General features: G+C 49.7%; 15 protein-coding genes. 12 read left to right on the top strand and 3 right to left on the bottom strand.

The window, feature by feature from the left end:
• Nucleotides 1–27 precede the first annotated feature (27 nt).
• The 11 genes from NYR52_RS16335 (at nucleotide 28) to NYR52_RS16285 (ending at nucleotide 9,338) form a co-directional block, all read left to right on the top strand.
• Complete coding sequence (locus tag NYR52_RS16335; RefSeq protein WP_259436048.1) at nucleotides 28–150, top strand: hypothetical protein; 123 nt, start codon at nucleotides 28–30, stop codon at nucleotides 148–150.
• A gap of 29 nt (nucleotides 151–179) precedes the next feature.
• Nucleotides 180–1,280: a redox-regulated ATPase YchF gene (gene ychF / locus NYR52_RS16330; protein ID WP_022737298.1), complete on the top strand. Its 1,101-nt coding sequence runs from the start codon at nucleotides 180–182 to the stop codon at nucleotides 1,278–1,280.
• A 189-nt stretch (nucleotides 1,281–1,469) separates the two neighbouring features.
• On the top strand, nucleotides 1,470–1,760 hold the full coding sequence (gene rpsF, locus NYR52_RS16325) for a 30S ribosomal protein S6 (protein WP_132221840.1): 291 nt from the start codon (nucleotides 1,470–1,472) through the stop codon (nucleotides 1,758–1,760).
• Nucleotides 1,761–1,810: 50 nt separating this feature from the next.
• The gene (gene ssb / locus NYR52_RS16320; RefSeq protein ID WP_022737300.1) at nucleotides 1,811–2,287 is read left to right on the top strand and encodes a single-stranded DNA-binding protein; all 477 of its coding nucleotides are present in this window, start codon (nucleotides 1,811–1,813) and stop codon (nucleotides 2,285–2,287) included.
• A 41-nt stretch (nucleotides 2,288–2,328) separates the two neighbouring features.
• The gene (rpsR, locus tag NYR52_RS16315) at nucleotides 2,329–2,556 is read left to right on the top strand and encodes a 30S ribosomal protein S18 (protein WP_132221838.1); all 228 of its coding nucleotides are present in this window, start codon (nucleotides 2,329–2,331) and stop codon (nucleotides 2,554–2,556) included.
• 113 nt (nucleotides 2,557–2,669) lie between these two features.
• Complete coding sequence (locus tag NYR52_RS16310) at nucleotides 2,670–2,981, top strand: MazG-like family protein (protein WP_022737302.1); 312 nt, start codon at nucleotides 2,670–2,672, stop codon at nucleotides 2,979–2,981.
• Between the two features lie 8 nt (nucleotides 2,982–2,989).
• On the top strand, nucleotides 2,990–3,895 hold the full coding sequence (locus NYR52_RS16305) for a DUF2232 domain-containing protein (RefSeq protein ID WP_158283324.1): 906 nt from the start codon (nucleotides 2,990–2,992) through the stop codon (nucleotides 3,893–3,895).
• Between the two features lie 131 nt (nucleotides 3,896–4,026).
• Entirely contained in the window at nucleotides 4,027–5,991 is a 1,965-nt protein-coding gene (locus NYR52_RS16300; RefSeq protein WP_259436047.1) for a DHH family phosphoesterase, read from the top strand.
• Nucleotides 5,988–6,434 carry a 50S ribosomal protein L9 gene (gene rplI / locus NYR52_RS16295; RefSeq protein ID WP_022737305.1) on the top strand — a complete coding sequence of 149 codons (447 nt, stop codon included), beginning with the start codon at nucleotides 5,988–5,990 and terminating at the stop codon, nucleotides 6,432–6,434. The genes NYR52_RS16300 and rplI overlap by 4 nt, the downstream gene beginning before the upstream one ends.
• A 147-nt stretch (nucleotides 6,435–6,581) precedes the next feature.
• Nucleotides 6,582–7,931, top strand: a complete 1,350-nt coding sequence (gene dnaB, locus NYR52_RS16290) for a replicative DNA helicase (protein WP_132221832.1) — start codon at nucleotides 6,582–6,584, stop codon at nucleotides 7,929–7,931.
• A gap of 120 nt (nucleotides 7,932–8,051) precedes the next feature.
• Nucleotides 8,052–9,338 (top strand): adenylosuccinate synthase, encoded by a 1,287-nt coding sequence (locus NYR52_RS16285; protein ID WP_259436046.1) that lies wholly within the window; start codon nucleotides 8,052–8,054, stop codon nucleotides 9,336–9,338.
• A 196-nt stretch (nucleotides 9,339–9,534) separates the two neighbouring features.
• On the opposite strand, the gene rlmH is transcribed toward NYR52_RS16285, so the two are convergent.
• The 3 genes from rlmH to NYR52_RS16270 all read right to left on the bottom strand — a co-directional run bounded on the left by rlmH (nucleotide 9,535) and on the right by NYR52_RS16270 (nucleotide 11,524).
• Nucleotides 9,535–10,014, bottom strand: a complete 480-nt coding sequence (gene rlmH / locus NYR52_RS16280; RefSeq protein ID WP_259436045.1) for a 23S rRNA (pseudouridine(1915)-N(3))-methyltransferase RlmH — start codon at nucleotides 10,012–10,014, stop codon at nucleotides 9,535–9,537.
• Entirely contained in the window at nucleotides 10,011–10,223 is a 213-nt protein-coding gene (locus NYR52_RS16275; protein ID WP_132221828.1) for a CxxH/CxxC protein, read from the bottom strand. The genes rlmH and NYR52_RS16275 overlap by 4 nt, the downstream gene beginning before the upstream one ends.
• A gap of 119 nt (nucleotides 10,224–10,342) precedes the next feature.
• Complete coding sequence (locus tag NYR52_RS16270; RefSeq protein ID WP_259436044.1) at nucleotides 10,343–11,524, bottom strand: S1C family serine protease; 1,182 nt, start codon at nucleotides 11,522–11,524, stop codon at nucleotides 10,343–10,345.
• Between the two features lie 335 nt (nucleotides 11,525–11,859).
• Here NYR52_RS16270 and NYR52_RS16265 point away from each other — a divergent pair, with 335 nt between their 5' ends.
• Nucleotides 11,860–12,081 (top strand): hypothetical protein, encoded by a 222-nt coding sequence (locus NYR52_RS16265; RefSeq protein ID WP_022737311.1) that lies wholly within the window; start codon nucleotides 11,860–11,862, stop codon nucleotides 12,079–12,081.
• The last annotated feature ends 29 nt before the right edge of the window (nucleotides 12,082–12,110 follow it).

Genomic DNA, 12,110 nt, shown 5'->3' with positions numbered 1-12,110 from the left:
GCCTCATGAATAAAGAGGCCGCTTTTTTTGTTCGGAGTACACGAGGTGATGATCCGCTTGGCCAATTCATCTGTTTTCCCGCTGATGGCACTCGGCCCCACTTTTCGCTATAATGGACAAGGATTCGAATATCAGTACGGTGTTCGGTGAGAATCGGACGTTAGAGGAGGAGCCAAAAGATGGCGTTAGCTACTGGAATTGTCGGTTTACCTAACGTAGGAAAATCCACGCTGTTTAATGCGATCACCCAAGCAGGAGCGGAGTCTGCCAACTACCCGTTTTGCACGATTGACCCGAATGTGGGGGTTGTCGATGTGCCGGATCCACGGTTGGATCGGTTGGCGGAATTAATCAAACCGCAACGGACTGTTCCCACATCTTTTCAATTTGTGGACATCGCCGGTCTGGTAAAAGGGGCGAGCCGAGGGGAAGGGCTGGGTAACAAATTTCTCTCCCACATCCGTGAAGTGGACGCCATTATTCATGTGGTTCGTTGCTTTGAAGATGAAAACATCACCCATGTGGCGGGCAAAGTGGACCCGGCTGCGGATATAGAAACCATCAGCTTAGAGTTGGTGCTGGCGGACTTGGAAACTGTTGAAAAACGGTTGGAACGTGTGAAAAAGCAGAAAAAGAGCGGGGACAAAGTGGCGGCGCAAGAGCATGCCATCCTGGAGCGGTTGCAACAGGTTCTGGCCGAAGGGAAACCGGCGCGTATGGTAGAGTTGGATGAAGAAGAACGCAAATTGATTAAGAGCCTGAACCTTTTGACGATGAAAAATGTCCTCTATGCGGCCAATGTGAGCGAACAGGATATCGCCAATCCCGACGAAAATCCCTATGTGCAGATAGTGAAGGAAATCGCTGCCGCTGAAGGAGCGGAAGTGGTACCGATCAGCGCCCAAGTGGAAGCGGAAATCGCCGAGCTAGAAGGCGAAGAGCGCGCTATGTTTTTAGAAGAGCTCGGCTTGGAGCAGTCAGGCTTGGATCGTTTGATCTCGGCTGCCTACAAGTTGCTCGGCTTAATTACGTATTTTACCGCTGGTGAGAAAGAAGTACGGGCTTGGACCATTCGCGAGGGCACCAAAGCACCGCAAGCGGCCGCAGTGATCCACACCGACTTTGAACGCGGCTTTATCCGCGCAGAGGTTACAGCGTATGAAGACCTGATCGCCTGTGGGTCCCAAGCGGTTGCCCGCGAGAAGGGATTATTGCGTTTGGAAGGGAAAGATTATGTCGTCAAAGATGGGGACATCATGACGTTCCGCTTTAACGTGTAGAAGCGGAAGTAGCTACAATCATTTTGCCACTTCCCAAGTTCTTCGCCTTACCTGTTTTTTGCTGGGAAGGTTCATTGATTTCTTCTCCGTTTTCTGTTACAATTACTAATCGTACTACGTATCAAACGTATTACTCCTTGCTCTGCGGCGCATAGCAGGGCCGTTTAAGTCCAAAAGGAGGTGTAGAGGATGCATAACTACGAAATCATGTTCATCGTACGTCCAGATGTGGATGAGGAAACCGTAAAAGTGACCCGTGATAAGGTACAAGCGACCATTACGGAAAACGGCGGTGAAATCACCAACGTCGACGAAATGGGCAAACGCCGTCTCGCTTACGAGATCAATAAACATCGTGAAGGTGTGTACACCGTGTACACATTCAAAGGCGAAGCGCGCGTTGTTGACGAACTTGATCACGTGATCCGCATTAATGACAACATTTTGCGTCACCTGATCATCAATATCGACGAAAAATAAGATCGATTGATATAGATGAAGGTTGATCATTAGCAAGGGAGAGGGGATCAATGTTAAATCGGGTCATCTTAGTCGGACGGCTCACCCGTGATCCGGAGTTGCGTTACACAGCCAGCGGAGTGGCGATCACACGCTTTTCCATCGCGGTGAACCGGAATTACACGAACCAGCAAGGGGAACGAGAAGCTGACTTTATCAACATCGTCACGTGGCGTGGACTGGCTGAGAACTGTGCCAACTACCTGCGAAAAGGCTCTTTGGTTGGAGTCGATGGCCGTTTGCAGACGGGCAAGTATGAAAACCAAGAAGGGCGCACGGTGTACACCACGGATGTGGTGGCGGAAGACGTCCGTTTCTTGGAGCCGAAAAACCGAAGCGAGTCGGTTTCCGATTTCGGCGGAGGTTCATTTGGCGGCAACTCCTACGGTGGAGGAAACAACAAAAACGTTGGCCGCAAACCGATGGATGATCCCTTTGCTGATGATGGCCAGCCCATTGACATCTCTGATGATGATCTGCCTTTCTGACATGTAAACCACTTGTTAAATAAGGAAGGAGGCAATTGCTCATGGCTCGTCGTCGTGGAAACAAGCGCCGCAAGGTCTGCTACTTCACAGTCAACAAAATCGATTATATCGATTACAAAGACACCGACTTGTTGCGCAAGTTTATCAGTGAGCGCGGTAAAATTCTGCCGCGTCGCGTAACGGGTACCAGCTCCAAGTACCAACGCCAATTGACCCGTGCAATCAAAAGAGCACGTCAAATGGCTCTGTTACCATATAGCAACGATTGATCGGCAAACAGGGGTGTGCGTCGCCCCTGTTTTTCGTATGTAAAAGAAGGAAAAAGTTGGACGAATGTGGAAGCATCTCCTAAACTTGTTTACATTTGAAGGAGTGCAACCATATGAGTCGGCCTGAACGGGGAGTGCAATTCGCTAAGAGCGTGAAAGTGATCGAATGGTTAAAAACCGAAATCCTTGATCAGATTGCCAACCTATTTCGGGGAATTTTTCATGCCAATCAGCATATGATGATAGATAGTTTGTCCAGTTTGGTTATTTCGGTGTATGTCATGGCGAGACGGATGGGTTTTTCGTTTCGCGAACTGGATCAGGCAGTAATTCAAAAATTACGCGAGCATATCCATGAAGGGCATCAATTGGAACAATGGTACGGTGATTTGTCTTCTTTGGAAGAATACGTGAATAAGAGGTGACAAGTGGTTTGTCTCAACAGTCTAAAGGGGGATGGAAGGATGGCCTTCTCGCTTGCGGAGGGTTTCTCTTCCTTCTCGTTTCTTTATTTATCCCTGTTCTTCAGTTTGTTGCGCTTTGGCTTCTTCCCCTTCCATTCCTCCTGCTTAAGGCTAAGCGACCTTGGTCGGCAACCCTGATTCCGTTCGGCATGTTGATTGTTTGGCTTCTCTTTTATCCGGTTCCCCTTTTTATTTGTTTGTTCCTGTTCGCTTGGTTGACTGGTAGCGTCATGGGGCATTTGGTTCGCAAGGAAGATGCGACAGGGACGGATGTAGTGTTGGGCGGCTTGGTGGCTGGGTTGGTTAGTTCTTGGATCATCCTGTTGGTGGGCCAAGTCGGTTTCCGGTTGTATTCGCAGTTGACCACGGTTTGGGATCAGCAATGGGCGGAAACGGTGCGCCTGATGGGGGAAAAGGGGATTGTTTTGCAAGATGCTGGGTTGTCTTTGTCAGTCGCTTTTCCGATCCTGCTGTTTATGCTCATCGTCCCGTCGGTGGTTGCAACGTTTTTAGTGGCTTCCCGCCTGCTGCATCGTGCGGGATTTCCCCGGAAATCTTTGCCGCCGTTTTATGAATGGCGCTTGCCCCGGATTTTTTTTACCGCGTACCTCTTGCTGATGATCGCATCGCTTGTGCAGCCAGATAACGAAGTGAGTGGTGATTGGCTTCTGGGATTCTTGTATTTGATGCAAATCCTGATGGTGTTGCAGGGTTGCTCGTTTGTGCTGTTTCTTTTGCAACGCCGTCGCGGTCGGGTCGGCTGGGGGAGCCATGCACTCGCGCTGGTGTTGGCCGTTCCGCTTTCTCCGCTGTTTATGTTGTTGGGGTTCATTGATACGGGAATTGACTTGCGGGGACGCCTGGCCAAAAAGTGAGATCCGATACGTTGGCGGAAATCCAAGTTTTGGCGGTGTGATCAGCAGGGGCGGGAGTTGCTCTATCCTATAACTGGGGTAAAATAAGAGTGAGATGAAATGCAGGGTCGACAGTTTGAGGGGATAGAATGATGCCAAAGTTTGTTATACAAAGATGGCATGGGTACCATATGATATTTGCCATGTGTTTTAGCCTGGTCTTAATCGCATTGCTTTCCATATACGAATGGGCTTATGGCTTGGTGGGCCTTGTACTTTTTGTCGTGCTGGCCTGGGTTTTGTACAAGGCGGAACGGGCTTTTCGCCATGATTTCACTGAATATGTGTTGACGCTAAACCATCGAGTCAAAAATGCAGGGCAAACGGCGATGGATGAGATGCCAGTCGGCATCTTGCTGTATGACCGGTCTGGTCGAATTGAGTGGCACAATCCGTTCATTGCAGGCATGGTGGACAAATGTGAACGAATGATTGGGGAACCGGTTGTTGATGTGTTTCCGCAATTGAAAGAAGCACAGGAGGCGGTTCCTTGCACGGTTGAATTGGAAGGGCGCGTCTATGAAGTAACCCATCAGCGCGAAGAGAGAGTGTATTTTTTTAGGGACATCACGCGGCTGGAGAGCTTGCGGCAAAAGCTACACAACGAACGCACGATTTTCGGGTTCATCCATCTGGATAACTTTGATGAGGCCGGACAAGGCTTGACTGATCAAGAGGCCACATTGTTGCTGTCCAATGTGGCGGGGACGATTTCCAAGTGGGCATTGGAATATGACATCACCCTCAAACGGCTTGATACAGATAAAATGTTTTTTGTAGCGGCGCAACAATCACTGGAGCGGCTGATGAAATCCCGTTTTGAAATTTTGGACGTGGTCAGGGAGATGACCAGGAAGAATAAGATTCCGATCACCTTAAGCATTGGAATCGCAAGCGTCGGGGACACCTTGGTCGAAAGGACGCAAAACGCCCAGGCGGCATTAGATATCGCGTTGGCTCGCGGTGGGGATCAAGCTGCCGTGAAACAAGGTGAAGAGACTGTTTTCTTTGGCGGCAAGACTAACGCGGTTGAGAAACGGACGCGGGTACGCGCCCGAGTGATCTCCCACGCGATGAGCAATTTGATTCAAGACAGCAAGCGCGTGATTGTCATGGGCCATACGCAGCCGGACATGGATGCGTTGGGGGCAGCCATCGGCGTTGTCAAGTTTGCTATGATTCATGATTGTGAAGCGCATATTGTGCTTGACGAAGAGAACGCTTCGATTGAACGGTTGCTGGCCGCTGTGCATAGCCACCCGCAATTGGGGGAGATGTTGATCCAACCCGAGCGGGCACTGTCCTTGGTGGATGATCCGGATACGCTTCTCATCTTGGTCGATACGCACAAGCCGTCGTTAGCGATGGATGCTCGCTTGTTGGAGCGGGCCCGCAAAATCGTGGTGATTGACCACCATCGCCGCGGCGAGGATTTTGTGAAAGATCCGGTGTTGGTGTATCTAGAGCCTTATGCCTCTTCCACTAGTGAATTGGTGACGGAGCTGTTGCAATATCAAGATCAGCGGTTGTCCATGGATACGTTGGAAGCGACGGCCTTATTGGCCGGGATTGTGGTAGATACGAAGAATTTCGCCTTCCGGGCTGGTTCACGCACCTTTGAGGCGGCATCTTTCTTACGCAGGCATGGTGCTGATCTTATGATGGTGCAATCATTGTTGAAAGAGGATTTGAACCAGTACGTCAAACGGGCGGAAATTATCAAGTCCACAGAAGTCGTGCGTGGGGACATCGCTGTCGCCATGGGTGACGAAACGACGGAGTATGATCAGTTGCTGATAGCGCAAGCGGCCGACACCTTGTTGAATATGCAAGGCATCCGCGCCTCATTTGTGATAGGCCGCCGTGGTGATGGATTGATCTCGATCAGTGCGAGATCGCAAGGGGAAATCAATGTTCAAGTCATCATGGAACAATTGGGGGGCGGAGGGCATTTGACCAACGCTGCTTGCCAATTGAAAAACGGTTCATTGGGCGAGGCCAAGTCGCGCCTGATGCAAGTGTTGCAAGAGAATTTGGATGGAGGGCCGGAGAAATGAAAGTCATTTTACAACAAGATGTGAAAGGCACAGGCAAAAAAGGGGAAGTCAAAGAAGTTTCCGAAGGTTACGCGCGTAATTTTCTGATTCCAAGGAAATTGGCGATTCCTGCCACTGATGGTAACATGAACACATTGAAAGAGCAAAAGCGCTTAGAAGAGAAACGCAAAGAAGCGGAATTGAAAGAAGCGCAAGCATTGGGCCAGCGCATTGACTCGTTGACGGTGAAATTGTCCACCAAGACCGGGCAAGGTGGTCGGGTGTTCGGTTCCATTACCTCCAAACAAATCAGCCAAGCGCTGAAACAGCAACATCAATTGCAAATTGACAAGAAAAAGATTCTGCTTGATGAGCCGATTCGCGCATTGGGTGTGACCAAAGTTCCCGTGAAGTTGCACCCCAAAGTGTCGGCGACGCTGTCGGTGCAAGTGGTGGAAGAATAAAACGGTGCGCATTCTGCATTCATGCGCGAACCGGGAAGCGGGCTCGCCTTAGGCTGATGGCGGGTCTGCCTTCTCTTCATCAAAGAAGTGATTTATAGCCCTCCACTCGCATGGAGAGCTTTTTTATGGAGCAAAGGGGGAGAAACGATGAGTGACTTGTTTGCTGATCGTCTACCTCCGCACAATCACGAAGCTGAACAAGCTGTGTTGGGTGCCATTTTGCTGGAGCCGGGCGTATTGGTTTCCGTTAATGAGCGCTTAAAGCCAGATGATTTTTATCGCCAGTCCCATCAACGCCTGTTTCAAGTGATGAATGAATTGGGCGAACAGGGAGAGCCCGTTGATTTGGTCACCCTGACAGCGGAGTTGCAAGACCGCAAGCTGTTGGAAGAAGTGGGGGGAGTGACCTATCTCAACGAACTGGCCAGTGCCGTGCCTACCGCAGCCAATGTCGAGTATTACGCCAAGATCGTTGAGGAGAAAGCGGTGCTGCGCCGACTCATCAGGACGGCATCCCAGATTGCAATGTCCGGTTATAGCGGCAACGATGAATTGGATCAATTGCTCAATGAAGCGGAACGGCGGATTTTGGAAGTATCGCAGCGCCGCATCCGCGGCAGTGGGTTTATCCCGATTCAAGACGCGTTGATGGAGTCTTATGAACAGATTGAAGCGTTGCACTTTAACAAAGGCGGCATCAGCGGGATTCCTACCGGATTTGTCGATCTGGATCGGATGACTTCCGGCCTTAAGGGATCGGAGCTGATCATTCTGGCCGCCCGACCAGCGATGGGAAAGACGGCTTTTGCGTTAAACTTGGCACAAAACGCGGCAGTGCGGAGTGGACAGACCGTGGCCATCTTCAGTTTGGAGATGGGGGCTTCTCAGTTGGTGTCACGGATGTTGGCATCGGAAGGGAACATTGACGCCCAAGCTTTCCGAACGGGGAATTTAAATGAGGAAGATTGGGAAAAGCTAACAATGGCGATGAGTACATTGAGCGAAGCGCCGATCTTTATTGACGATTCGCCGGGAGTGACTGTGTATGACATTCGCGCCAAATTGCGCCGCTTAAAAGTGGAGCGTGGCTTGGGATTGGTTGTGATCGACTACTTGCAGTTGATTTCGGGTCGCGGCGGCGAGAGCAGGCAACAGGAAATTTCCGAAATCTCGCGGTCGTTGAAATTGATGGCGCGGGAATTCGATGTGCCGGTTATTGCATTGTCGCAGTTGTCGCGGGCGGTGGAACAGCGGCAAGATAAACGGCCGATGTTATCGGACTTGCGGGAATCGGGCTCGATCGAGCAAGATGCCGATGTGGTAGCCTTTTTATATCGGGATGATTATTACAATGAGGATTCCGAGAAGAAAAACATCGCTGAGCTCATTATTGGCAAACAGCGGAGCGGACCGGTTGGCAAAGTGGAATTGCTCTTCCTTAAGAACTACAACAAATTTTTAAGCTTGGATATAAAGCAATCAGCTATACACGAATGATCGTTTATAATATTCCGATTAATGTTCGTGTTTTATTGACAACAACGCGGTAATATTGGTAAAATGAAGCGGTGCTTAAATTTGATGTTCGGAAATTGTACCGCTGAGGGGGAACAAACGATGTCCACGGTGGTTGTTGTAGGTACCCAGTGGGGAGATGAAGGTAAAGGGAAGATCACGGATTTCTTGGCAGAGAAGGCGGAGGTTGTTGCGCGTTATCAAGGCGGGAACAACGCAGGACACACCATTGTGTTTGGTGGAACCCGCTACAAGCTGCACATGATTCCGTCTGGGATCTTCTATCGTGACAAAGTGTGCGTCTTGGGTAACGGCATGGTAGTCAATCCTGAAGCCTTGGTGAAGGAGTTGGACTACCTGCATGAACATGGGATTGTCACCGACAACTTGCGCATTTCTGATCGGGCCCATGTGATTATGCCTTATCATTTGCGTTTGGATTTAGCTGAAGAAGCGAGCAAGGGCTCCTGCAAAATCGGAACGACAGGTAAAGGGATCGGCCCGGCCTATATGGATAAGGCGGCCCGGGTGGGAATCCGCATCAGCGATCTCTTGGATAAGGAATTGTTCCGGGTGAAGCTGACGCGGATCTTGGAGGAGAAAAACCGTATCTTGGAACGGCTTTATGGAGAAGAAGGATTTAGCTTTGAAGAGATTTATGAGCCTTATTTGGCTTATGCGGATCGGATTCGCGACTATGTCGTCGACACGTCGGTAGTGTTGAACGATGCCATTGACCAAGGAAAACGGGTCTTGTTTGAAGGGGCCCAAGGCGTGATGCTGGATATTGACCAAGGGACGTATCCTTTCGTTACGTCGTCCAACCCGGTCGCTGGTGGGGTATGCATTGGTTCTGGCGTCGGCCCGACCAAGATTCATCAAGTGGTGGGTGTAGCCAAAGCGTATACCACCCGTGTTGGTGACGGCCCATTCCCCACGGAGCTGTTTGATGAAATCGGCGATCAGATCAGAGAAGTGGGACGCGAGTACGGGACCACCACTGGCCGCCCACGCCGCGTGGGTTGGTTTGACAGTGTGGTAGTACGCCATGCACGTCGTGTGAGCGGCATCACTGGACTGTCTCTCAACTCGCTGGACGTGCTGACCGGCATCGACACGGTCAAAATCTGCACCGCTTATGAATATGAAGGGCAAATCATTGAAAATTACCCTGCCAATCTCGACATTTTGGCTAAATGCAAGCCGGTCTACGAAGAATTGCCGGGTTGGAAAGAGGATATCACGGGAGTGCGTAACTTCCATGACTTGCCTTTGGAAGCCCAGCACTATGTAGAACGGGTGTCACAGTTGACAGGGATTCCGCTGGCGATTTTCTCTGTCGGTCCGGATCGTGACCAAACGATCCAAGTGCGTCCGGTATACGCTTAATCATATAGACGCCGGCTTCGGCGAATAAAGAAACACACTGGCGATGAGACTTGTGGAGTCATCATCAGCCAGTGTGTTTTATTTTGTATCATCACGCATAAAGACAATGAGAAAACGGGGTTGGAGCCACTGGCTTATTTACAAGATGAAGCCTTAGACCGCTCGTTAACATTTAGGGACGAGTCCACGAAAAAACTTATTTATGGTATGTTTCGCCGCGGATGATTTTGAAGGCACGGTAGATTTGCTCCAGGAGGAAGATGCGGATCAGCTGATGGGGAAAGGTCATGGCTGAAAAAGACAGCAACAGGTCAGCCCGTTTTAGCACCTCTGGTGCGATCCCGTATGAACCACCGATGACAAAAGCGACATGGCTTTGTCCGTAGGTACCCAATCGCTCCAGTTTGATGGCGAACTCCGGAGAAGAGAGGGATTTGCCCTCAATGGCCAAAGCGATGAGGAAGGCGTCGGGGGATAAGGCTTTTAAGATACGCTCGCCTTCTTTGCGTTTGATCAGCGCCACTTCCGCTTCATGAACAGGGTCTTGTGCCTTTTCTTCATTCACTTCCACGATTTCCACTTTGGCATAGGGAGTAAGTCTTTTTAGATATTCATCGCATGCTTGTTTTAAATATTTTTCTTTCAACTTTCCCACGGTGATGAGTTGGATTTTCATGCGCCTTCCTCCGATGTCTCCTCTTGGTTAGCGAGTTGCAACACATAACGGGGAGTTTGTCCGCACCAAAAACATGTTGCTTGATTGTTCGGTTCGTCATCCATCAGTTCCATAAGGGGAGCTTGTTCATACATATCCACAATTTCATCAAGTGCAATGTCGACGTGCTCGTCGCATGCATACCATTTTTTCTTATCGGCAGAAGCCATTTGCTGTTTCACTCCTTACCGCACAGTAGTTATTCATAGGTTATCCACAATATCCACAAATTTATCAAAAGACAGGGAAAAGGAAAAGCCCCGTTTGTAAAAACGGGGCTTGAACGTTTTTATCTCAAGTTGCTTGGCGCTTCGCCCAAAGTAATCGTAGCAGTTTGTTTTTTGCCATCGCGGAAGTAGGTTACTTCCATTTTGTCATTGACAGCTTTTTTGGTGTACATGTATTGTCTGATATCCGAACCCTCTTTGACGGCTTGACCATCGAGGGCGGTGATGACGTCTCCCGGTTCCAAGCCAGCTTGATCCGCAGGGGAGCCAGGCTCCAACTCATACAGCGCCACTCCGGAAGTGATGTTGTTGGGGAGGTTGAGCTGTTGTCGAGCTTCTTGAGTGAGATCGGCGACATCGACCATTTGTACTCCTAAGTACGGGCGCGACACCTTGCCGTATTTGATCAATTTTTCAACAATCGGGCGTGCGTCATTGATAGGGATGGCAAATCCGAGGCCTTCCACCCCTTGTTCGGCAATTTTGAGGGTGTTGATGCCAATCACTTGGCCTGAGATGTTGATCAGGGCGCCGCCGCTGTTGCCGGGATTGATGGCAGCATCGGTTTGGATGACATCGGTGGTCGTTTGCTCATCCACTTTAAACGCCCGTTTGGGGGAGCTAATGACACCAGTGGTGACTGACTGGCCCAGTCCCAACGGGTTGCCGATAGCGATAGCAGGTTCTCCGGCAGTGAGTTGGTCGGAGTTGCCCAAGTCGGCGACGGCAGTCACATATTTGTCGCTGATTTCCAATACCGCCAAGTCTGTCAATTGATCTCCGCCCAGTAATCGCGCTTCGACTTCTTGATTTTTGTCGTTGCCCTTTGGAATGATCACCTTAAAGCGGCTACCACCTTGAATGACGTGATAATTGGTGATAATGCGCGCTTTGCCGTCAATCTTTTCAAAAATGATACCTGATCCGGAACTCTGTTGCAGTTCTTCGGTTTCAAAGAAATTAAATGAGCGTTTTAAGTTGATAACCCCAACCACGGCTGGAGCCGCTTTTTTGACAGCGTTGGTAATGTCTGAGTTCACCTTGACGCTGGTCACTTGTTTGTTGCCCACCGTGGTTTGCGGCAGGTTGCCATCCGCGGATGGAAGAAGCCCCATGCGCGTTAAGGATGGGCTTAACAGCAATACAATCAATCCCCCGATGACCGCGGATACGACCGAAGTGAAAATGGGACTGGCGGAGCGCTTTGGCTGTTTGTAATCCGGCTGTTCATCATAAAAACCCATGGCATTCCCTCCTTAAATTCAGGCCATATGTATGGGAGTGGATTCGCTCTCATTATTTCAACAACTCAAATGTATTATACTAAATCCCTATGTGGGGTGGTCTGGTTTTCAAAGAAACGTAAGGTTGTTGACACAGTTGGATCGAAACGGGCGAATCCAGGCTTTTGTGTACATATTTATTTTATAGCGGGTGTGTGAAGTTGATGTGGAGAATCATTGTTTTGCTTGTGTCAAAATGGCACAAGGAGAATGATACACAGATACAAGTTTGAAGAATAGGAAAAATGAGGAGAATAATAGAAGATAACTATTACAAGTGATTAGGAGATGAGAGAATGAAACAGGGAAAGCGACCCTCTGTCAATACGTTAAAACGGTTTGCTGGAGTTGATTTGGGCGCGCAGGTGGCTGATCTGAAATTGGCATTTTACCAACAGGGTTTGCTCTTATCGGCCTTAATCGACCTCCTCGTCGATAAAGGGTTGATCGAACCGGATGAGTTGGCGGAGTTGGCGACGCGGCTGGACAGGGAAATCACGGTGCCAACCGAAGAATAAAGGGAGTCCCATGTATGATGGGACTCCCT

The sequence above is a fragment of the Laceyella sacchari genome (genome assembly GCF_024927925.1).
Taxonomy (GTDB): Bacteria; Bacillota; Bacilli; order Thermoactinomycetales; family Thermoactinomycetaceae; genus Laceyella; species Laceyella sacchari.
The sequence above is the reverse complement of the archived record's forward strand: the minus strand, read 5'-3'. Positions and strand labels throughout refer to the sequence as shown.